The organism is Desulfonema magnum, assembly GCF_017377395.1.
Lineage (GTDB): Bacteria > Desulfobacterota > Desulfobacteria > Desulfobacterales > 4be13 > Desulfonema_C > Desulfonema_C magnum.
Genome location: NZ_CP061800.1, coordinates 2,322,727 through 2,343,215, shown reverse-complemented (window position 1 = coordinate 2,343,215; position 20,489 = coordinate 2,322,727). Strand labels below are relative to the sequence as shown.

Sequence of the window (20,489 nt, the reverse complement as noted above, 5' to 3'; positions counted from 1 at the left end):
CTCAGGTACTTATAATATTTAATCAACCATTTAACCTATAATAAAATAACTTATGAAATTCATAGCAGATTTGCATGTTCATTCCAAATTTTCAAGAGCCACCGCGAAAAATCTTGATCTTGAGAATTTATACATTTCAGCCCAGTTAAAGGGCATAACTCTCGTGGGAACCGGAGATTTCACGCATCCCGAGTGGATTGGCGAGATACAGGAAAAACTCATTCCGGCTGAAACCGGTCTTTTCAAACTCAGGCACGACATTGCTGAAACATGCGATGCCCAGGTTCCGCAGTCGTGCCGGGGGGAGGTTCGGTTTATTCTGCAATGCGAAATCAGCAATATTTACAAAAAGAACGATAAGACCCGGAAAAATCATCATTTGATATTTGCGCCGAATATTGAGACCGCGTTGCGGTTCAATTCAAAATTAGATGCTATCGGAAATATCAAATCAGACGGAAGGCCCATCCTGGGGCTTGATGCAAAAGAACTTTTCAAAATCCTTCTCGACTGCTCAGAAGACTCGTTTCTCATCCCTGCACATATATGGACACCGTGGTTCTCCGTGCTGGGATCAAAATCAGGGTTTGATTCGCTTGAGGAATGCTTTGAAGAACTTGTGTCGGAGATTTTTGCCGCTGAGACCGGTCTTTCGTCTGATGCGCCCATGAACTGGCGAGTTTCAGGGCTTGACGCTCTGACGCTCGTGTCCAATTCTGATGCACATTCTCCGGCCAATCTGGGGCGGAACGCCAATATATTTGATACAGAACGCTCTTATTCTGCGATAAGGTCCGCCTTAAAAACAGGCGATCCTGCCCAGTGCCTCGGAACCATTGACATGTATCCCGAAGAAGGTAAATATCATTTTGACGGCCATCGGAAATGCAATGTCTGTCTCCGGCCTGATGAAACCATAGCAAAAAAGGGGATATGCCCGGTGTGCGGAAAGCCTCTGACTGTGGGGGTTTTATACCGGGTTGAGGAACTTGCGGACAGGCCCGAGGGCATCAGGCCGCCAAAAGCCATTCCTTTTTATCATATTATTCCTCTGGCGGAAATCTTATCGGAGATTTTCAGCGTGGGTCCCAAAACAAAAAAGGTGGGCACACATTATCAGACAGCCATTGAAACCCTCGGACCTGAGTTGAATATCTTGCAAACCTGCCCTGCAGATGATATTGACAAAGTGGGAATTCCCCTGCTGGGCGAAGCCATAAAACGGATGCGGGCCGGAGACGTGCATATTTCCCCCGGATATGACGGAGAATATGGAAAGATAACAGTTTTCGACCCCCGGGAAAAAGAGAAACTTTTGGGGCAGCAGTCGCTTTTTGTGACAGGAGCTTCAAAGGCTGTAAAAAAGAAAAAAAAAGCGGCAAAGCCCAAAGTAAAAAAAAAGCCTGTTAAGGATCATCTGACGCATGAACAGCCCGCGGTGTGTGAAAAAACGCCGGTGTTTGAAAAAAAGCCTCCTGATATATTGGGCGATCTGAATGAGGAACAACGCCAGGCTGTTCAGCATGAGGGGAGTCCGTTACTGATTATTGCCGGTCCCGGGGCTGGTAAGACACGGACGCTTACCCACCGAATCGCCTATCTTATAAAACAGAGAAATGTTTCCGCTGAAAATATTCTTGCAGTGACATTCACCAATAAGGCGGCTCAGGAAATGAAAGACCGGCTGAAATCTCTGCTGGATGATTCCCAGCCGCTGCCGCTGGCTGCCACGTTTCATGCCTTATGCTTTCAGATATTAAAAGAACAGGGCAACACCGAATATTCAATTATTGACGAAGACGAGCGAAAAGCCTTTGTCTCGGAGGCCATAAGACAGGTTAAAGAACGGGGAATTTCAGTTGAATTAAAGCCGGATGCCCTGTCAGAGATGATCAGCTCCGCCAAGCAGCACATATTGGAACCGCAGGATGATCTTTCTCTTGTCGCCCTTCCGGAGCATGAGATAAATTCAGCCTTTTTGCAAACGGTTTATCAGACGTATCAGGCATTGTTGGAACAGGAAATCCGATATGATTATGATGATCTGATTCTGAATGTGGTAAAGCTTCTGGAATCAGATGAGAAAATTCGGGAAGCATATCAGAACCGTTTCCGATATATTTTTGCGGACGAATACCAGGACCTGAATCAGGGACAGTACCGCATCATAAAAGCCTTATCTCCGAGCGATACAGAACTTTGTGTGATTGGTGATCCTGACCAGTCCATTTACGGATTTCGGGGATCAGATGTCCGGTATTTTCAACGCTTCGTCAATGACTACCAGGACACCAAAGTCATCCGCCTGACCCGGAACTACCGGTCCGCGGAAACCATACTTGAAGCGTCGCATCAGATCATAAAAGCTCATAGTATCAATCCGTCCGGAACCCGTGTCTATTCAAATATCAAAGGCATTCAGACGTTATCCGTGCTCGAGGCTGCCACAGAAAAGGCCGAAGCGGTCGCGGTGGGAAAAACCATTGAGAACATGATCGGCGGCATGGGATTTCATTCCATTGATTTTGGCAAGACAGAGGAGACCGGAATCAGAACGGACCGGGGATTTTCAGATTTTGCCGTGCTATACAGAACCAATGCTCAGAGTCAGGTGATTTCAGATATTTTTAAAGACGCGGGTATTCCCCATCAGATTGCAAACAGAGAACACGCGTACAATCGCAAGGGGATCGCCGAACTGATTTCTTTTCTGAAGGTTACGGAAGACGCGGGAATTCTCCGTGATTTTCAAAAAATCGTCAGTTTGCCCGGTTCGGGTATTGGCAAAAAAACATTCGACATATTCAAGGCGTGGTTTTATCAGAATACGTTTACTCTGGACCAGGCATTGGCGAATGTGAAGCGGTTTCCTTTGCCGGAAATGGACACAAACAGACAGCGTAAATTCTGCACCTTTGTTGACAGGATTTCCGAATTTAAGAAAAACATGGCGGAAAAGTCGGTTGAGGAAAAGCTGATGTTTCTTTTTGAAAATACCGGCATTTCTTCAATGATAAAAGAGAATGTCAAAACCGGAGAAGCATTTGACGATCTTGTTCGTACGGCAAAGGCTTTCGGCGTGAGAACTTCTGACTTTTTTGAGATGATTGTCCTTCAGACCAATGACACGGATACCTACGATTTCAATGCGGAAAAAGTCACGCTGATGACCATGCACGCGGCCAAAGGGCTTGAGTTTCCGGTGGTTTTCATTACAGGATGCGAAAAGGATTATCTTCCTTTTAAACGCTCAGAAGATGAGGAGATTGACATTGATGAGGAGCGGAGGCTTTTTTATGTGGCAATGACCCGGGCCAAAGACAGATTGTTTCTCACTCATGTGAAAAAGCGCACAGTATATGGAAAAACAGTGCAGAGAGAGATTTCTCCGTTTGTGGCAGATATTGAACAGCGACTGATAACCCTTGAAAAAATTCAGGCAAAAAAGAGGAAAAAGGAGCGCCAGGTTCAGTTGGATTTGTTTAACTGAGTCATCTGTGTTCAGGACAAAAACTTGCGGTGTGGGCAATGAACCCGGCAGGTGCGGAAAAGACGGGCTACCGAGAAACCCGGCTTTTTCCTGCGAAGGAGAGAGCATCATCCCCGGGAAAAAACCCCGGGTTTCTTCCCCGCACCTCGGTTTTTTGCCCATGTACTTATAAAATTTGAAACTTCAGAATGGGCGGACCTAAAGCCTGTATTTCCATTCCGGCTCCTCACCTTTTAAAAGGCGTTTTCTCCGGGTCACGCAGGCAATGCAGTTACATCCTTCAGTCAGGGAGTGCTTCCCGATTTTCCGAGCCAGCGCTATGGAAGCGTCAATCATCTCGGTGATGATGCGCTGTTTTTCTTCTGTCTTGTCTGATTTATTCATAAGGTATGACAACCGGTGTTATGGGATTTTCTGAAGGCCGTGTTCAAGCATCTTTCAATACGCTCTGTTTGACGGAATCTGTCTGCAAAATCCCGGATTCTTTCCGTGTTTAAAGGCTCAAATATTTCTGAGATCAGATTTTTGCTGTATAATTTCAGAAGTTCCAGGATATCCGCCTCGTCTTTGAGACTCCGGTCAGGATTATTTGCAACGGCCATCAGTTTCAGAATAATGTAATCTGAGGGCTGAATGACCGGATAAGAGGCCCTGGCCATCGCATCTCTGATAACCACACGCCGCCTCAGCATATCCTTTCCGCTTTCACTGCTGATAAACATGAAATCAGCATATCCGAGTACGCCCATTTCCGAATCAAACTGGGCAAAGGTGTCAGTTTTCTGACGGCAGGTGTAGCCCAGTTTCTCCATTAAGAGAAGGAGCTTAGGCTGATAACGGCTCTCGGTGAGAAAATCCGCATCGGCCGTATATCTTGGAAGGCCGTAAGCAGCCAGGGCCATTGCACCGATCACAGCAAAGGGAATATTCCTCCGCGTCAGGTTTTCCGAAATGATTTCCAAAATGTTTGTCAGCTTGGGAGATATCATTTTAATTTCTCTGCATAAGTTTGTCTGCTTAACATTATGTGAGCCAGGTTGAAATATTGGCCAGTGCTTTGTCAGGTTTGACATTGTGACTTGAAATCCGGGCAGAGATGGAAATTTATCGGAATTCTTAGCTGTCCGACTCATAAAATCAAAGCTGACAAAGTATTCGTGTTCCGAATCTGAGTATTCCCCAGGATTTACTTTATTGATTCAACGTCCACCGGCAATGAATTGCCGGGACGGGGTAATCGTCAAAGTATCTCCTTGAAAAATTAATCAGTTGTCAATCTGTGAGTTGTTCGATATCAATTCCTATGGCTTCGGCCAGTTTTGTCAACTCAGCTTTGTTCGGATTGGCATCACCGTTTTCCAGCCTTGCCAGATCCGACTGTGTCATCCCCGCCTTGGCAGCCAGTTCTGCCCGAGTCAGTTTGAAATATTCCCGCCAGGCTCTGATAAGACTCTCTCCTCTGACATTGGCCTTCACCACCTCGTTCGGGAACCAGACATCAGCCTCATCCGGCTCAACCTGATTACGGATCAGTTCCTGGTATTCGTCCCAGGGAATCACGGCAAATGCGGGTCTGCCGTTTTGGGTAATAATCTGAGGATCAGTATGTGCGCCCCAGTGATTATTCTCCTCGTTCATCTCAGCAATTCTGTTTTCAGGATCAGCAATAACCTGCATTTCATTCTGACTGATGATGGGGAAAAAGCCAGATTTCTTTGCCGTTCATTTTTTTTGTCCTGCACACAGCATGGAAACAATACGATCTTTCAGCCCCTGCCGCTCCAGTTCATAAGCGAAGACCTTTAAAATCAGCATCAGTAATTTCAATCCCCTCCTTTTTCATAATCTGACGTAATGCTGTCAGTTCCTCCCAGAAGTCAGAACCGGATTTCTTTTGCCTTACTTTCAGAGGCTCATTGTCAAGGCTGTGCAGAAGCCGTGCCGCAAGCATCTCCCTGGCTTCCGGCGGGAGAAGAAGGGCCTGTCTTTCAATGTTGTCAAACTGAGTTTCCATTATGATGCCTCCCTGCTTTATTGTCTGTCCGAACCCTGATTAAAAGATTCGGTTACGGATTTCATACGGCAATCTCCATAATACGGTCTTTTTCGTCTGTTCCCAATGATGAGACATCCACGGACAGACAGCCCTCAACAGCCTCATAAAGATTTTCAAGCAGTTCCTCAAATGTTTCCCCCTGCGTGGCGCAGCCCGGAATGGCGGGAACTTCCGCCCAGAATCCTCCCTCCTCCGCCTCATGAATGATGACTTTTAGTTTCATTGTGTTTCCTTTCCCTTGCATGTTTCCGTTTCCGGACAAAATCTGATAACAAGGATTCATATGATTTTACCCGAACATCTGCTTTAAAATCAAGATGTTTTAATCAGGTGAATCAGGGTTCGGACAACTGATCGTGCCGATCATGAATGTTTGGTCAGGCGAATCAGAGATCAGAAACTTTGCAATGCCCGAAGCTTGCTCAGGATACGACTGTGCCGGCAGTCCCCGCATTCTGTATGCCGTATCCGGATATGATGGTTTCAGGCGCTTTGTATTTTGGCTTATTTACTGATCCGTTTTGTCTGTCAGCCAGCCATTTTTGCAAAATCTGACTGATGAGTCTCTCGTATTCCCCCGGAGCAATCTGACGGAACTGTTCAAGTATCTCCCGGCTGACGTGAACCGTGTCTTTTCTCCCCGCAGTCTCACGACGCTCTTACCGGGCATCTGTCCCGCTTCGGATTTCCGAAATGTCCGGAGGATTTTTTCTCATATAATCCTGATAATCAAACTCCCTGTCTTCTGCGGTATTCATCCGGCCACCTCCCTTCTGCGTCAGAAGCTGTGACAATGCGATACAGAGGCAGTTCCTCCTCTGTACAGATAACAGTCAGCACCCGATACTGATGAGTCTGTCCAACCCACAGCCAACGGTCTTCATGTCCGGCCGGATCCGACACCTCATATCCTTCCGGATCATCAAAAGCAGAAACCACCTCATAGAATCGGACATTGTGCTTTTTTATCACAGCTTTATATTTTGTCTCATCCCATACGAAACCGATATCCATACTTTTTCCTATATTTGATTAAACCGAAATCCTGTTCCTGGCTTCGTCCCATTCAAATTCCACGACAGTTTTCAAACCCTTTCTTTGTGTAATCTCTCTGAAAGAGCGGATAACCTCCGGAGACATCCACGGACAGACAGCCCCCGACAGTCTCACAGAAATTTTCAGGCAGTTCCTCAGATGTTTCCCCCTGCGTGGCGCAGCTGGCAATGAATTGTCGGGCTATTCCAACCTCCAACTCCGTGAAATCCGTTTCTCCGTTAATGCCGATTCTGTATTTTTCAGTCATCAGGAGGCCACCAGCCCACGCTGACCCACAATCTTCTGGCAACCATAATTTCAGGATTGTTCATTCTGAGAGCAGTTATGGTCGCACGTCCGCAGGCTGTCTTTCCGACGATCTCCGTGCCGTCCTCAGACCATTGAAAATGTTCGTTCCATTTCTGCTGACGGGGGTTGAACAGTCTCACAGTCTCATCGGATTCAGGATCACAGGCATGAGTCTGAGTTCCCCTGAATTCGTTGCAACGGCGGCACGCAAGGCATAAATTATCCTCTGTGTCAGGGCCTCCGGCCGCGGAAGGAACAATATGATCAACGGTCATCGGCATGCCGGCCAGTTCCTCTGTCCCCAGGCAACAGGCGCAACGATATTTTCCCTGCCGGGCAATCTGTTCCCTGAGCAGGGGTGACAGATAAGGTTTCATTGTTCTCCGATTGTCCGCCGGCGCAGTTCCGCCAGTGTGGGAAGACGCTCACCTCGGAAACGCAGCAGAACCGCGGCACGGGCCTTGCGAAGCATCACCATGTCCGCTGCCCGCTGAAGTGATGCCCGTTGTCTGTTTTCAGCCGGGCTCAGGATGCCGAGCTGATTCCGATGCAGCAGTGATTCGAGCATTTCCTGCTGATCCGGCGGCACTGTTTCCGAAAGCACCTTCCTGAGTTCGCCGGCATCCCTGTTTTCCAAATCGGTCAGTTCCCTGATCATCTGATCTGGCAGACCGTCCAGAGAAGGCAGGGACGTGTGAAGTGCGGTCAGCAGGATTTTTTCCACAGGTTCGCGGGCCGTCTGTGCCAGTCGGTGAACATGGTTGTAAAGATTGTCCGGTATTGCGAGTGTTATCTGCGGCATGACTGGTTATCCTTATATAAGGGCCGGGTTTTCAGATATGTCGGCCTCATTTTCGGAATCTCTGATCTTCTCCCGAATATCCTCCGGCAGCCATTCCCATATCGTGTCATAATACAATTCCCTGATTTCAGGATAATTTTTCTGTGCAAAGCGCATGACGGTGTCTTTGTCCTCGAAATTCAGGGGCTGATGAAAAAAATCATTCAAAGCCTCAAGCAATCTGTAAACCCGGACTATTTCCTCTGTTTCGATTTTTATCCTCATTCTGATTTTCCTTTTTTGTCATCTGTTGCTTCTGAATTCAGGATTTCTTTCCCGCAGAACAACGTCTCCCTTGAAAACGGTTTCTGTGGAACCGGTAAGAAGGTTTTTTACAATTTCAAACTCATCCGCCGACGCGTCAAATTCAACATAATAATTCCCCCTTCCCCGTCTTATACCAAGCTGTCTTTCCACATCTCTCGGACTTCCGGGTTTTCCCCTGGCTCTGACTGTGAAAACCCGGTTCTGGTCCCCGGCCCTTATAATCCCCGCTTCCTTTATACATTCCATTCCCTTCCTGTTTGTAAAATGACGAACTCTCACGGTCTTCGGAAACGCAGGATTGTGAAGCAGAATCAAAAAGTTGGAGATGTGATCGGATATAATTTTTACGGGGTTCATATTGTGTCTGCCTCGTAATCATATTGAAATATCAGGTTCTTTTCTCATTTGATATGTTTTTTTCAGTTCCGGAGGGACGGCAGAAAATAGCCCGGCAATTTATTGCCGGGTACTCTCATGGGAACGAAAAAATCCGGATATCAGATGTCCGAAGCCTATGCCCGCTTCAACGCCATGTCATCAGCATCGTAAGGCAACTGAAAATTTCCGGCAACAATTCCGGGAACTGTGATATCCTCATCCAAAGACTCCCATCGCAACGCATAGCCGTCCAGGCGCAGGGCGACTTCCTTCAGTTGTTCGTCTGTCGCCTCTTTCAGAATGCGAAAGCGGTCCGCTGGAAAACCGATGACACGTCCGTCCGTCAGTTCGATAAAAATCGTCCGGCCCTCCGACCATGCTCTGATTGCCGCAGGCTCGGCACTGACTACTTTTTCAGAGATTATGGAACTCATTGTATTTCTCCCTTAAAAGATTAAGATTTTGAAAGACCAATTTTTCAATTCGCCGAAGATTATGAGGCGCAATTCCCTTGTTTCTGGCGATCCTGACAGGTTCCAGCCAGAATTTGCATTCGCCGTCGGGGGTTGCCACATGGATATGCGGCGGTTCGTTCCCCTCATCGGAATAAAAATGGAACCGAAACGGGCCAATCTTTAGAACTGTCGGCATTTTTTACCAATTCTTACTTTTAACATGCTTGTTTTCATAAATAAATGCCAATTCCCAAAATTCGTGAGATGTTCGTTAATCTGCGTTTTTATGGTTTGATTGTCCGAACCCTGATTAAAGGATTCGGGGATCTTTCTGATTTCAGCCTTGCTGACAAGCGAAAAGATTTCCGTGAATCCGACAGGGCGAAAATCCTGTAAATCCTTTCATCAGGTGAATCAGGGTTCGGACAATCTGAATCATGGTTCGGATTAATTACGGGACGCGAAGCGTCCCGGTTGCATTTCCACGCAAAGCATGGAAACGAGATGAAAAGATAATTCCTCCGTCTTAGTTTTGTCCGTCGTGGCATAAAGTGCGGAACAGGGAGCCACGGAACTTTGCTTTTCGGGGCAGCCCTGGTTCCGCACAGATGAGATATGGTTATTTGTTACTTGTTTGCAACAATCCGCAAAATATAGACAACTTCTTCCAGTCCTATCTTTTCATCATCGTTCACGTCTTCCTCAAGGTTGACAGAGGCGTTTGTGTTTGTTCCTGCCAGAATTTCCAGAGCCAGAATCGCATCCTTCAGATCAACGGCTCCGCTGGTGTCAATATCGCCGTAGCTTTTTACCGCACCCCATGTGATGCCGTAATCCTCATTTCCCTTGAATGTCGGCGTGTCAATGGGATTTCCTGTGGTAATGTCCAGAAACTCCGGAGCTTCCGCTTCGGTTTCTGTTCCTTCGCCCGCATCCCAGAATCGGAAACGGATTTCATTGTCTTCGGTGAATCCGTTGCCGGAACCGTCATCTTGCGAAGTAATGATGGTCAGAAGGTTGTTTTGGGAAATCTGTCCCTCAATAACGCTGACACCGACACAGTTATCTCCGTCAAATACAGCGATTTCATCACCGGATTCAAGCCCTTCTGCACCCACAACCCAAAAATTCATCCTGTTGTAGGAATTTCCCGTCCATACCGGTGTGAAATGGGAGGTTTCGTTTCGGAGCAAGATGCGTTCGGGGGTTTCATCTCTAAGGCTGGATGAAGCAGGCTCGCTGATACTCAGGTAAGTCTCCTCCGTGACTTTTATTTCGTAGCCTTCGCCCGGTTCAAAATTACCGATGTTGTTTGTCCAGTTCCCGAAAACTTTGAGAATACTATTCCCGCCCTCGTCAATCACTTTCACCAGCATATCGGAATCAACGAGGGGTTGAACGACTGTCATGGCATCCTGCGGAGAAACAAAGGGATAGCTAACTATATTCCAGCCTTCGGAGAGCGAGATGCCTTGTGATGCGGCATACATGTTGCTGTTCGCCATCATGGAAAATCCTGTGAGGGAAAAATCCGTATCGCAGATGAGCTTTATCTTATAGCCTTCATCGGGATCATAGTCTCCGATGGTGTTTTTCCAGTGTCCGAATACCTGAATGACGGTTCCGCCGCTTTGGCTGATGATTTTTTCCAGGCATCCCGAACTGATGAGCGGCTGAACCAGGGTCAGCATGTCTGTGCTTTCCGGGACAACATAAGATGACATGATGTTCCAGCCTTTGCTCAGGGCGATGCTTTGCTGTCCACCGCCGATTTCAAGGCTGACTCCGTAATCTTTGTTGCCCTTAAAGTTTGGCGGATCAATATCAATGGGGTCTCCGTCAGTGATATCTTTGAAATGAGCGGTTATCCCGGTTTTTTCTGTGCCTGTACTTGTATCCCAAAATCGGAAACTTATAGGATGTCCCTCTGTAAATCCGTTGTCAGAGCCGTCATTTTGGGATGTTTTAATGATCAGGAACTCTTCTTTCGAGATTTCATTGCTGACAATACCCGAGCCTACACATTTGGTTCCGTCAAATACTGCAATCTCATCTCCTTGAGACAGAGGAACGCCGTTAATCTTGGCGCCGATCACCCATAAACTCATTCGATTGTAAGGATTACCTGTCCAGACAGGGGTAAAATGTGTTCCCTCTTCTTTACGGGATTGTCTGATTTCGATGGTTTTGGGGCTATTTTCTGCATCGCCTGTAGTAACGATAATTTTTCCAGTTCTTGCGTCACCAGAATTTGCATCATAGTTGACAGTAAGGGTATCACCGTTTGTTTCAGAGGTTGGAGTGATAGAAAGCCATGAAACATCTTCTATGGCTGTCCAGTTCATCAAACCTGTACCAATATTTTTAACGGTAAATGTTGTTGAACCAGCCATTGCCGAAACATTTTCAAAATCAGGGACAACTGAGAGAATAGACTTGTCCTTGATATAGACATTATCCACATACAAAATCAGCTCTTTTTCTTGGAATAAAGACCTGACAGCCTGAACAAATTCATCTTCTTCAGCAGGGATAACTGAAAGCTTATTTTTAGCGCACCACATCCCGTTGGAAAGATGAACAGTAATATTTTTATCACCGATAGTATTTTGAAACGTATCTTTTATCTCTTCATGGTTCATGAAATCAAATGCTTCAAAATTATGTGTCTGGCCGTCAATTGTATAAGAAGCGTTTGCAATCAGTCCGCTTGTTCCATGATTTGCCAATTCAATTGACAGTGTAATATTTTTACCCAAAAAACTTTCTGTCGGGATTTCCTCGAGTATTGCAGCCGGGGTATATGTTAAATTTTTGCAACAATGAAAAACAATAAAGCTAGACCCCTCATACTGATCAATGCCAATTCTGGCCATATAATTGTCACCGCTGTCACCATTAAACCAAATTCCTATTGCCTGGGAATTTGCATCATCATCGAGTATGCTTGATTCATCTATGTTAAAATCCGTCTTTATTCCTATGGGTAATTGAAAATCTTTAAAATATAATACCTTGTTTATACCAACATTTGTATAATTTTCTACATTTTCATCATAGCGAGGATCAGGCCAAACAGCCGAATCTTCACTATTTATGATCAATTTCAGCCTGCCATTGTCAAACTCATAGCAGTCCGTTATATCATCCTGGAATCTTTCATATTTAGTCCATTTATTTTCCTGAAGCACTTCTTCGTCAAAATCATCATACAACTGCCAATCAAGCTGTTCTTGTTTGATTTCCACAATCTGGGGACTATTTTTTGCCCCGTTCGCTGTTATCGTAATGGTTCCAGTTCTGCCAGTTTCCGTAGGATCATAATCTACGGTAAGCGTTCCATCATCTGTTCCAGCACTCCCCCTGATTGTCAGCCATGAAACATTGGATACTGCTGTCCAATCCATAGTGCCTTTTCCGCTATTGGAAACGTTAAATGTTGTTGTGCCGCTACGTTTAGAAACTGTTCGAGATGCTGGTGTAACAGAAAGAATTGGTGAATTTTCAGCGTCAATCAGGCTGACCTCAGGATCGCCATAAAGGCAGAAGACTGTAAAATTCATCCAGCTTGTCGTGCTGTTAGGGATAAGCGTTTGCTTCATATTGTGTAAGGCATAGCCACAGCTTTTCATTTCATCGCTAATCAGTCTTCCGGCGTATTCATATGTCATACCTGAATTAGTAGTAGTTCCAGAAAAATAAGTTTGTCCGCTATGATACCACGAAACACGAGTAGCTCCGACAGTGGCAATTGCACCGTTTCTGAGCAGAGAATAAGAAAGATTATTGTCCGCTTCTGGGTGTGAATTTTCGCATGAGCATTGAAAAGTAAAGGCGGGATGGCTGTCATCCAAAGCGGCGACACGGGAGATATCCATCACATCAGATGCCAAAGTGTACCCCCCATGTGTGAACCAGAAAACAGCCCCGAACTGTGCAGCAATCCACGCTTTTGTGACGTTGTTCACGTTACATGGAACGGTTTCAGGAGCAGGAGAAAGGCCATAGTTCTCCTCATAAACTCGATGGTAATTCCATCCTATTGGAACAATCAGACTGTTTTTAATCTCTTCGCCCAGATGATAGCCCGGAGTTTTATCATCACTCGGTTTCATGGGAAGCAGAACATTTTTCCGCCAATCCTGATTGGTTTCATTCTGATAGGAGATAATCTTTGCCAGAATATTGTCCAAATCATTCATGTTTCCATAATACGGTATCCGTCCCACCACAACTTCATAGTTTCTGTCTACACCGCCTGCTCCGAAATCATTATCACCTTCGCCATATTTACCATCGCCGTCCAAATCCCAGTTTCCGGTAAGATCGGCATAATAATAATCCGAAGGAGATTCCTTATATTCGGAATACTTACCTGTTGCATTATTCCGGGGCCAAAGCATCTTCATCGGCACATCCCCCGTGCTCGGATTCGGATATCCGATGAGCAGCACATATTCAATATTCAGCTTCACATAATTATCTTTCAGCCATTCCCGGATATTTTCAGCCGCAGTGTCTCCAGTGCCGCCGCCCCACATTTCTTCGGTCATGACATGAACATTAAATCCCCGTGTTTCCTTGTGGCTCACAAAATTATCAAGCTGACCAGAATCGTTTACAATGGCACGGGTGGTTATAATGACATAGCCGGTTTTGTCCCTGTCAGCACTTCTCGCCCTGCTCAGGGTTCGGTATTCAGGAGCGATTTGGTCAAAATTGACAGCCATCTGCCTCAGACGATCTTCAATCCGGCTGGGAGATGAGACAACAGGTTTTGCCGCTGAACGCTTGTAAGGTTTGTGATCAAAAGTGATGACCGCATGAGTGCTGTCCAAGGTAAAAAGCCCTTTTGTTACCGGATTGTAATGAAACAGGGCAACCGGGATATCAACAATCTGCCATTCGCCTATGCCTTTGTCCCATATCGTGCCGCTGCTGACAGTGCCCACAATGTCATAAGGAAATCGGATGCTTGTCGCATAAGGATTATCATCCGGCTCCTCATCCAGAACAATCACCTTTTCCCCGTCCCATGTGGCAGGAGGCGGCGTGGGTTTCACTTCCCAGGTTTCGCCGCTCTGAACCGCATCGGAACTCACAGCCGATCTTTCAATCTGCACATCCGCCGTTGACAAATCCGCTCCCGGGGGAAGCAGCGCCTTGACAATCAGATACGGAATCGCAGGCTCTCCGGTTTTGCTGATAAACTGAATCCGGTCATCAGAAAAAGAAAATCTGGCATAGCCGTCGGCATCTTTGGTGACATTCACCTCCACATCGGGAAGGTCAATGGTGATCTGATCAGCCAAAGCTGTGGAAGTGTATCCGGCTGACACAATTACAAGAAACAATGCTGCAAACAACACTGCAAACAAATCCGAAAATTTCGTTCTTTCCTTAATCATAGTTAACTCCTGTTTTTTAGTCCCATAGGGACGAGTTGATTTAATAATCTGACATCTGACACAAAAATCTCCTTTACAATTTTAAGTGGTTAATGAATTTCCCAAGTTGTTTTCAAATGTCCATGCTCAGAAGAGCCTGACATGACAACTTATCCTCTTAAATCTGGCTAAGAAGTTCAAAGTACCTTTCACGGCTCATTCCCGCAGTACGCATATTGCTTCTGATGATCTCGGCATCAATCTCATCATACTCCGGAATGACAACCGCCCGCATGGCATTCGGGCAGGTGAGTATGTGATGCGATCCTTTCTTACGCTTATACTGACATCCGTGCAATTGAAATATCCGGATCTGCGTCTTCCAGTCTGTGGGTGAAATTTTTGGCATCATGCAATCCGTAGTGAGTATTGTTCCGAAACGATTTTTTTATACAGAGGGACAAACATGTCCGTCCTTCTTTCATATCCGCATTCGGCCAGATAGTCTTCCAAAGTCCCCATATCCGCCATTTCCTCGAATTGTATTTCCATGACCTCCAAAAGATTGTTCCTTGCCTCATCCCGGGTCTTTCCCTGGGAAATAAAATCCAGTTCGGGACATTTGGCGACAAACCATTTCTTTTTTTTCCAAACCTCAATGGTAATGTTCAGTTGCATAAAAACCTCCCTGGTTTATGGTGTCACAATTCAGCCGCTGACAACGGCAGTTTCTGTCCCGGCAAAATCCGCACGAAAAGAAGTGGACAGATGTTTTTAACCGAATTAAAAAGGGAACAGCCAGACTGATATGTCATTTCCGTCATTTTTGCAATATGTTTCATGTCGGAAAACAATCTCTCACCAGTAATAGATTAGCCGGTAATAAATTACCGGCCTATTATCAGCCGTCCCTACGGGACTTGACAACTTGGCGTTTTCTTCACCCGGCAATGAATTGCCGGGCTATTTTCATATCGTCCCTGACGGGACAAAAACAATGTGAATTACCAGTCACAAGAATAGGCTGAGGAACAAAATCCGACCCTTCTCCGACTCTCACACCTGCCTTTACCAGCGGCACATGTCGAAGCAGATCAGATTCCCTGTGATCCTGAGATGACGGAATTAAAAATCTTCACCCGCAGCCGCCGGAGCGACGGGTCAGCCCTTGACATATCCCCATTTTTTAAACTGCTCCTGAAGATCAGGCTCATCTTTAAAAGCCAAAAAATAAAGATATTCAGGTGCGATATCCGCACCGTTGGCCCATGTGACGGTATCCAGTTCCTCATCCACCCTAAACTGTGAAAACAGGGACTTGTCTCTGAGAGGTTCGAAAACTCCGTGCAAAATATTGCTCAGGTCCGCGACACCTCCGCGTCCGTCATTAAAAAACAGTTCTATCTTATAATCACTGAAATATTTTGCCTTTTTAACGTGCAGTATCATAATATTTTACTCCAGGGGCTGTATGGGTTTTACAGGTTCCTGCTGTCGGCAGAGTTCCCAGTTTTCCATCAGTTCGTCCTTATGCATATCATACCATTCAGGCACAAGTTTCAAAGCCCGCTTTGGAAATTTTCCCTCGATCACTCCGCTTGTAATGCCCACTGTTATTTCATATTCGCCATATTTTGCGTGAAAATGCGGCGGCAGATGATCATTCCAATACATTGATCGGCTAATTACCGGCATTATCATATATTCTCCTTATATTATTTAAAAAAGTTATACAGTTCAGACTGAGGAAGGAAACCCGATACTTTCATAGTCAGGTCGGTATGAGAGCAGGTCGTCGGCATCGGGCTTCGTTCCTCAGCCCGGCCTGCTGAACCGCATTTCATACCTGCCGTTAGCGACGGCGTATATCGGCTTAAAAAACTGTCAGCAAGACGAGAAGCCAGTTTCCTGATTTAGAAAAATTCTGATTATAACGGATTTAGGGGAGGGCACAACATCCTGAAATTATTATGCCGGAAGATGCCGTTTTCCCCGCATGTCATTCCGGGGAAAATTTTAAAAAGCCTGTGCCCGTGCAATGGTTCGGACAGTTTTTAACGGCGGATTCCGTAAAAACCGCCCTGTTTCCGGAATCGGAAAAGTTACATTTTTTGTAAGTTTTTATTGCTGTTAATTTAAGACAGTTATACAAAAACTTACAAATTTTGTAAGTTTTTCCTTTTGAAAAAAATGACAAAATTTGCAGGAAATTTTTCAGATCGGAGCCGCATTTTATTTCATGTCAGCCCGGAAGCTGACATGCGAATAAATACGGCAGGCCTGTAAAATAAAAATGATATCATAAGGATAAGTTCTGTCTCAGTGAAATTTGTCTGCAAAAACTGTCCGAACCATTGAATCCTTTGCCGCATAAACGGCGGGTTCCGGGTTGAAATCGGAATGACAGTGCCGCCGGGAAGCCTCCCCTAAATCCGTTATAATCAGGAAAAATTATTTAATCAGATCAATGAATTCAGCTCACGCCCAAGTCTGTGTCTTCCAATCCGTGGGTGAAATTTTCGGCATCATGCAATCCGCAATGAGTATTGTTCCGAAACGATTTTTTTATACAGAGGAACAAATATGTCCGTCCTTTTTTCATATCCGCATTCGGCCAGACAATCTTCCAAAGTCCCCAGCTCCGCCATTTCCTCGAATTGTATTTCCATGACCTCCAAAAGATTCTTCCCTGCCTCATCCCGTGTCTTTCCCTGGGAAATAAAATCCAGCTCGGGACATTTGGCAATAAACCATTTCTTTTTTTTCCAAACCTCGATAGTAAGTACCTGACCATAAGTTTTTCCATATTTATTTATAAGAACTTCCGCCCGGAAGAATGCGGACCGGAGGAGTGCGGAAATGAAGGCCCTGGCCGGAATTTTCGCTTTCGGCAGTATGCGAAAATTCCGGCCAGGGCCTTCATTTTCGCACTCCCTGATTTATTTATAAAAAATACACAAGAACTTCTGATCAGATACTTAATATTCAGTTGCATAAAAACCTCCCTGATTTATAGTGTCACAATTCGGTCGCTGATAACAGCAGTTTCTTGTCCCGGCAAAATCCGCAGGAAAAGCAGGCAGGCACACAGCCCCAGACCGAACAGAACATGATCAGCATCCGATGATCTGAAGTCTGACACAGAAGCCTCCGTTAAAATTTAAAGCGTTTTTATTTCAATCCGGCAATGAATCGCCAGGCTGTTTTCAATTATCCCACAAATGGAAACTTTGTCAATGAAAGGATTCCCAGGATTTCTGTCCCGCTCCGAACCTCTGAATCATTACGGAAGCGGTGACGCGGACCGAACCGAAATCAGGCAAATCCTTTCATCAGGGTTCGGATACTTGCCCGCGGACAGCATTCATTCGCCCTCACGATGATTGCCGGGCTGTTTTCAGTCTGTGTTCCCTATGGGACCCTGAAGGAAAAAGCCGGGTTTCTCCGCTGTTCGCAGAAAAAAAGATATATAAAAAACTTTTGCACAGGTACTTATGGCTTCCCTGCACACCAGGACGCAAAGTGTCCGTACTGCATTCCCACGCAAACCATGGGAACGAGACAAACGAGACAAATCATGCCATTTCTTTGCACACCGGGATACGAACTGTCCCCACTGGATTCCCATCCGAATCATGGGGACAAGAAAAAGTTTGAAATCATAAAAAAAATTTTGTACGACAAACATTTTTTTGGCAAGACGAACTTTTTTTGTTGACACCTATGCTCTTTAGCTCTATGATCAGCCGTCTTTTTGAGATTGAGAACAAATCATTAACAAGGAGGTTTACAAATGAATCGGTTAACTATGCGACATATGCAGGATAATCAGTCGGGAACCATATCTGCTGTAAAAGTGGGGGGCGAGCTGGGCAGACGTATCCGGGACATGGGCCTTGTTCCCGGAACGGAAATTATGGTTCAGGGACGGGCGCCCCTGTATGATCCTGTGGCACTGAGGGTCAGAGGATTCACACTCACGCTGAGAAACAACGAAGCAAACCATATCGAAGTGGAGGTGTCATAAGCATGGAAGCAACTGTCGCATTAGGGGGAAACCCGAATTCCGGGAAAACTACGCTGTTCAACGGACTGACCGGATCTCGCCAGCATGTGGGAAATTATCCGGGAGTTACTGTGGATAAAAAGGAAGGCATTTATGCCTATAATGGGTATAAAATGCACATTGTTGACCTTCCCGGAACCTATTCGCTCACAGCCTACTCTGAGGAGGAGGTGGTTGCCAGAGATTTCCTGGTCAGTGAAAAACCGGAAGTGACCATTGATATCGTGGACGCGTCCAATCTGGAGCGAAATCTTTATCTGACAGTCCAACTGCTTGAACTGGGGGTCCCCTCCTGTGTCGCACTGAATATGATGGATGTGGCAAAAAATCGGGGAATAGAGATTGATACGAAAAAACTCTCTGACCTGCTGGCCGTTCCGGTTCTTCCCGTTATCGCCAGAACCGGCCAGGGCAGGCAGGAACTCATGGACAGCGCTGCTGAGGTTGCAAAGACAAAGCAGAAACAGGAACCGCTGGAGATATCCTACGGACAAGATTTGGACGGAGTCATTCGTCAGATGCAGGATGATATTGAGAAAAATCGTTTTATGACGGAGTGTTATCCGTCCCGCTGGATTGCAATAAAGTATCTGGAAAATGACGAACAGATTTTAAAAAAAGGACAGGAAGCCAATCCTTCCCTGGCTGCCAGGCTTGAGAAAAAGGTGGAAAAGATATCCCATCATCTGCAACGCACTCTGGATACCTATCCTGAAGCCATGATCGCAGATTATCGTTACGGCTATATCAGCTCTCTGCTCAGGCAGGACGACGTGTTTCACCAGAAATATGATAAAAACAGACTTTATGTCTCTGATAAAATAGACAGGGTACTTACCAACCGGTTTATGGGACCCATTATCATGCTGCTGATTCTGATGGGGCTTTATCATTTTACATTTACTTACAGCGAAACCCCGGTGGGCTGGACAGAGAACTTTTTCGGATGGCTGGCAGACACAGTCTCCGCGAATCTGCCGGACGGTCTTCTCCAGTCCCTCATTGTTTCGGGAATCATAGACGGCGTGGGCGGTGTGATGGGGTTTGCACCGCTGATTATGTTCATGTTTTTCGGTATTGCCCTGCTGGAGGACTCGGGCTATCTGGCCAGGGTCGCATTCATGCTGGACAGAGTATTTAAAATGTTCGGGCTTCACGGCAGCTCGGTCATGGCTTATATCGTGTCCGGCGGTATTGCCGGAGGATGCGCAGTTCCCGGTGTCATGGCTACGCGGACCCTGAGATCGCCTCGCGAACGGCTCGCGACATTGCTGACGGCTCCGTTTATGAACTGCGGTGCGAAACTGCCGGTGTTCGCGCTGCTGATCGCCGCATTCTTCAGTGAAAATGAAGCCATGATGATGTTTATTCTGACGCTCATTGCCTGGGGCGGTGCGCTCATTGTGGCAAAAATCCTGAGACTCACGATTATAAAAGGCGAAGCCACGCCCTTTGTCATGGAACTTCCGCCATATCGTCTGCCCACCTTCAAGGGGCTGATGATTCATACATGGGAGCTGACCTGGCAGTACATTAAAAAAGCAGGAACCATCATACTGGGAATATCTGTGCTGTTGTGGGCCATGATGACCTTTCCCGGGCTGCCTGAGTCAGAAACGGAGAAGTTTGAAGGAAAGCGGGAAGCAGTCAAAGCGGCGGTTTCGGGTTCTGTGGTTCAGGAACTTGAATTCGCGGACCAGGATACTCAGCTCTCACTGGATGCTCTGGCATTGACTCAGCAGCTCTCAGAAATTGACGCACAGGAATCAGAAACCGCATTAAGATACTCTGCCGCGGGCCGCATCGGAACAGCTTTGGAAAGCGTGACAAAACTGGCAGGATTTGACTGGCGCACCAATATTGCCCTGGTGGGCGGATTTGCCGCCAAAGAAGTGGTGGTGTCCACCCTGGGGACTGCTTATTCTCTGGGAGAAGTTGATCCGGAGGAATACACATCCCTGGCCCAAAGGCTCGCAGCTTCGCCAAACTGGAATCCTTTGGTGGCAATAAGCCTTATGATTTTTACGGTTTTTTACGCACCCTGTTTTGTCGCTGTGGTGTGTATTGCCAAAGAAGCCGGATCATGGAAATGGGGCGCGTTCTCAATGATTTTTAATACTGCACTGGCGTTCGGACTGTCCGTACTGGTCTTTCAAATCGGCTCGCTGATCTGAGACATCATTTCTCACGCTATTCAGATATCGG

22 protein-coding genes are annotated in these 20,489 nt (G+C 46.2%); 3 read left to right on the top strand and 19 right to left on the bottom strand.

The window, feature by feature from the left end; all coding sequences use genetic code 11:
* The first annotated feature begins 52 nt into the window (after window positions 1-52).
* Complete coding sequence (locus dnm_RS09455; RefSeq protein ID WP_207682410.1) at window positions 53-3,490, top strand: UvrD-helicase domain-containing protein; 3,438 nt, start codon at window positions 53-55, stop codon at window positions 3,488-3,490.
* A 198-nt stretch (window positions 3,491-3,688) separates the two neighbouring features.
* Here the strand turns inward: dnm_RS09455 and dnm_RS09450 are convergent, their stop codons facing one another.
* The 19 genes from dnm_RS09450 to dnm_RS09360 form a co-directional block, all read right to left on the bottom strand.
* Complete coding sequence (locus dnm_RS09450) at window positions 3,689-3,874, bottom strand: hypothetical protein (RefSeq protein WP_207682409.1); 186 nt, start codon at window positions 3,872-3,874, stop codon at window positions 3,689-3,691.
* Window positions 3,871-4,479 carry a hypothetical protein gene (locus dnm_RS09445; RefSeq protein WP_207682408.1) on the bottom strand — a complete coding sequence of 203 codons (609 nt, stop codon included), beginning with the start codon at window positions 4,477-4,479 and terminating at the stop codon, window positions 3,871-3,873. Before dnm_RS09445 ends, dnm_RS09450 begins: the two co-directional genes overlap by 4 nt.
* Before the next feature lie 283 nt (window positions 4,480-4,762).
* Window positions 4,763-5,167, bottom strand: coding sequence for a type II toxin-antitoxin system RelB family anti-toxin (relB, locus tag dnm_RS09440; protein WP_246556277.1), 405 nt, complete (start codon window positions 5,165-5,167; stop codon window positions 4,763-4,765).
* Between the two features lie 109 nt (window positions 5,168-5,276).
* Entirely contained in the window at window positions 5,277-5,504 is a 228-nt protein-coding gene (locus dnm_RS09435; protein ID WP_207682407.1) for a hypothetical protein, read from the bottom strand.
* A 61-nt stretch (window positions 5,505-5,565) separates the two neighbouring features.
* Window positions 5,566-5,769: a type II toxin-antitoxin system HicB family antitoxin gene (locus dnm_RS09430; RefSeq protein ID WP_207682406.1), complete on the bottom strand. Its 204-nt coding sequence runs from the start codon at window positions 5,767-5,769 to the stop codon at window positions 5,566-5,568.
* 506 nt (window positions 5,770-6,275) lie between these two features.
* Window positions 6,276-6,560 carry a BrnT family toxin gene (locus dnm_RS09425; RefSeq protein WP_207682405.1) on the bottom strand — a complete coding sequence of 95 codons (285 nt, stop codon included), beginning with the start codon at window positions 6,558-6,560 and terminating at the stop codon, window positions 6,276-6,278.
* A 52-nt stretch (window positions 6,561-6,612) separates the two neighbouring features.
* Complete coding sequence (locus tag dnm_RS09420; RefSeq protein WP_207682404.1) at window positions 6,613-6,849, bottom strand: hypothetical protein; 237 nt, start codon at window positions 6,847-6,849, stop codon at window positions 6,613-6,615.
* Complete coding sequence (locus dnm_RS09415; RefSeq protein WP_207682403.1) at window positions 6,842-7,267, bottom strand: HNH endonuclease; 426 nt, start codon at window positions 7,265-7,267, stop codon at window positions 6,842-6,844. Before dnm_RS09415 ends, dnm_RS09420 begins: the two co-directional genes overlap by 8 nt.
* Entirely contained in the window at window positions 7,264-7,692 is a 429-nt protein-coding gene (locus dnm_RS09410) for a hypothetical protein (protein ID WP_207682402.1), read from the bottom strand. Before dnm_RS09410 ends, dnm_RS09415 begins: the two co-directional genes overlap by 4 nt.
* 12 nt (window positions 7,693-7,704) lie before the next feature.
* Window positions 7,705-7,956 (bottom strand): BTB/POZ domain-containing protein, encoded by a 252-nt coding sequence (locus tag dnm_RS09405; protein ID WP_207682401.1) that lies wholly within the window; start codon window positions 7,954-7,956, stop codon window positions 7,705-7,707.
* An 18-nt stretch (window positions 7,957-7,974) separates the two neighbouring features.
* Entirely contained in the window at window positions 7,975-8,355 is a 381-nt protein-coding gene (locus tag dnm_RS09400) for an HYD1 signature containing ADP-ribosyltransferase family protein (protein ID WP_276571870.1), read from the bottom strand.
* 155 nt (window positions 8,356-8,510) lie between these two features.
* Window positions 8,511-8,810, bottom strand: coding sequence for a DUF2442 domain-containing protein (locus dnm_RS09395; protein ID WP_207682399.1), 300 nt, complete (start codon window positions 8,808-8,810; stop codon window positions 8,511-8,513).
* Entirely contained in the window at window positions 8,791-9,027 is a 237-nt protein-coding gene (locus dnm_RS09390; RefSeq protein WP_207682398.1) for a DUF4160 domain-containing protein, read from the bottom strand. The genes dnm_RS09395 and dnm_RS09390 overlap by 20 nt, the downstream gene beginning before the upstream one ends.
* A gap of 430 nt (window positions 9,028-9,457) precedes the next feature.
* Window positions 9,458-14,239, bottom strand: a complete 4,782-nt coding sequence (locus dnm_RS09385; protein WP_207682397.1) for a C25 family cysteine peptidase — start codon at window positions 14,237-14,239, stop codon at window positions 9,458-9,460.
* 157 nt (window positions 14,240-14,396) lie between these two features.
* Entirely contained in the window at window positions 14,397-14,627 is a 231-nt protein-coding gene (locus tag dnm_RS09380) for a type II toxin-antitoxin system HicA family toxin (protein ID WP_207682396.1), read from the bottom strand.
* On the bottom strand, window positions 14,627-14,896 hold the full coding sequence (locus tag dnm_RS09375) for a type II toxin-antitoxin system HicB family antitoxin (protein WP_207682395.1): 270 nt from the start codon (window positions 14,894-14,896) through the stop codon (window positions 14,627-14,629). The genes dnm_RS09380 and dnm_RS09375 overlap by 1 nt, the downstream gene beginning before the upstream one ends.
* Before the next feature lie 483 nt (window positions 14,897-15,379).
* A complete protein-coding gene (locus dnm_RS09370) occupies window positions 15,380-15,667 on the bottom strand; it encodes a DUF2442 domain-containing protein (RefSeq protein WP_207682394.1) in 288 nt (95 codons plus the stop codon).
* A 6-nt stretch (window positions 15,668-15,673) separates the two neighbouring features.
* Entirely contained in the window at window positions 15,674-15,913 is a 240-nt protein-coding gene (locus dnm_RS09365) for a DUF4160 domain-containing protein (RefSeq protein ID WP_207682393.1), read from the bottom strand.
* An 830-nt stretch (window positions 15,914-16,743) separates the two neighbouring features.
* Complete coding sequence (locus tag dnm_RS09360; RefSeq protein ID WP_207682392.1) at window positions 16,744-16,887, bottom strand: hypothetical protein; 144 nt, start codon at window positions 16,885-16,887, stop codon at window positions 16,744-16,746.
* Window positions 16,888-18,011: 1,124 nt separating this feature from the next.
* Here dnm_RS09360 and dnm_RS09355 point away from each other — a divergent pair.
* Together dnm_RS09355 and feoB are read left to right on the top strand one after the other, a co-directional pair.
* On the top strand, window positions 18,012-18,245 hold the full coding sequence (locus tag dnm_RS09355; protein ID WP_207682391.1) for a FeoA family protein: 234 nt from the start codon (window positions 18,012-18,014) through the stop codon (window positions 18,243-18,245).
* Between the two features lie 2 nt (window positions 18,246-18,247).
* Window positions 18,248-20,458 carry a ferrous iron transport protein B gene (feoB, locus tag dnm_RS09350; RefSeq protein ID WP_207682390.1) on the top strand — a complete coding sequence of 737 codons (2,211 nt, stop codon included), beginning with the start codon at window positions 18,248-18,250 and terminating at the stop codon, window positions 20,456-20,458.
* The last annotated feature ends 31 nt before the right edge of the window (window positions 20,459-20,489 follow it).

What these genes read in the sequence shown, in the direction of transcription:
- feoB (WP_207682390.1), top strand. Translation starts at nt 18,248, where the DNA reads ATGGAAGCAACTGTCGCATTAGGGGGAAACCCGAATTCCGGGAAAACT.
- dnm_RS09455 (WP_207682410.1), top strand. Translation starts at nt 53, where the DNA reads ATGAAATTCATAGCAGATTTGCATGTTCATTCCAAATTTTCAAGAGCC.
- dnm_RS09360 (WP_207682392.1), bottom strand. Translation starts at nt 16,887, where the DNA reads ATGGAAATACAATTCGAGGAAATGGCGGAGCTGGGGACTTTGGAAGAT.
- relB (WP_246556277.1), bottom strand. Translation starts at nt 5,167, where the DNA reads ATGCAGGTTATTGCTGATCCTGAAAACAGAATTGCTGAGATGAACGAG.
- dnm_RS09355 (WP_207682391.1), top strand. Translation starts at nt 18,012, where the DNA reads ATGAATCGGTTAACTATGCGACATATGCAGGATAATCAGTCGGGAACC.
- dnm_RS09430 (WP_207682406.1), bottom strand. Translation starts at nt 5,769, where the DNA reads ATGAAACTAAAAGTCATCATTCATGAGGCGGAGGAGGGAGGATTCTGG.
- dnm_RS09390 (WP_207682398.1), bottom strand. Translation starts at nt 9,027, where the DNA reads ATGCCGACAGTTCTAAAGATTGGCCCGTTTCGGTTCCATTTTTATTCC.
- dnm_RS09415 (WP_207682403.1), bottom strand. Translation starts at nt 7,267, where the DNA reads ATGAAACCTTATCTGTCACCCCTGCTCAGGGAACAGATTGCCCGGCAG.
- dnm_RS09410 (WP_207682402.1), bottom strand. Translation starts at nt 7,692, where the DNA reads ATGCCGCAGATAACACTCGCAATACCGGACAATCTTTACAACCATGTT.
- dnm_RS09445 (WP_207682408.1), bottom strand. Translation starts at nt 4,479, where the DNA reads ATGATATCTCCCAAGCTGACAAACATTTTGGAAATCATTTCGGAAAAC.
- dnm_RS09395 (WP_207682399.1), bottom strand. Translation starts at nt 8,810, where the DNA reads ATGAGTTCCATAATCTCTGAAAAAGTAGTCAGTGCCGAGCCTGCGGCA.
- dnm_RS09370 (WP_207682394.1), bottom strand. Translation starts at nt 15,667, where the DNA reads ATGATACTGCACGTTAAAAAGGCAAAATATTTCAGTGATTATAAGATA.
- dnm_RS09435 (WP_207682407.1), bottom strand. Translation starts at nt 5,504, where the DNA reads ATGGAAACTCAGTTTGACAACATTGAAAGACAGGCCCTTCTTCTCCCG.
- dnm_RS09385 (WP_207682397.1), bottom strand. Translation starts at nt 14,239, where the DNA reads ATGATTAAGGAAAGAACGAAATTTTCGGATTTGTTTGCAGTGTTGTTT.
- dnm_RS09420 (WP_207682404.1), bottom strand. Translation starts at nt 6,849, where the DNA reads ATGACTGAAAAATACAGAATCGGCATTAACGGAGAAACGGATTTCACG.
- dnm_RS09400 (WP_276571870.1), bottom strand. Translation starts at nt 8,355, where the DNA reads ATGAACCCCGTAAAAATTATATCCGATCACATCTCCAACTTTTTGATT.
- dnm_RS09380 (WP_207682396.1), bottom strand. Translation starts at nt 14,627, where the DNA reads ATGCCAAAAATTTCACCCACAGACTGGAAGACGCAGATCCGGATATTT.
- dnm_RS09365 (WP_207682393.1), bottom strand. Translation starts at nt 15,913, where the DNA reads ATGCCGGTAATTAGCCGATCAATGTATTGGAATGATCATCTGCCGCCG.
- dnm_RS09375 (WP_207682395.1), bottom strand. Translation starts at nt 14,896, where the DNA reads ATGCAACTGAACATTACCATTGAGGTTTGGAAAAAAAAGAAATGGTTT.
- dnm_RS09405 (WP_207682401.1), bottom strand. Translation starts at nt 7,956, where the DNA reads ATGAGGATAAAAATCGAAACAGAGGAAATAGTCCGGGTTTACAGATTG.
- dnm_RS09450 (WP_207682409.1), bottom strand. Translation starts at nt 3,874, where the DNA reads ATGAATAAATCAGACAAGACAGAAGAAAAACAGCGCATCATCACCGAG.
- dnm_RS09425 (WP_207682405.1), bottom strand. Translation starts at nt 6,560, where the DNA reads ATGGATATCGGTTTCGTATGGGATGAGACAAAATATAAAGCTGTGATA.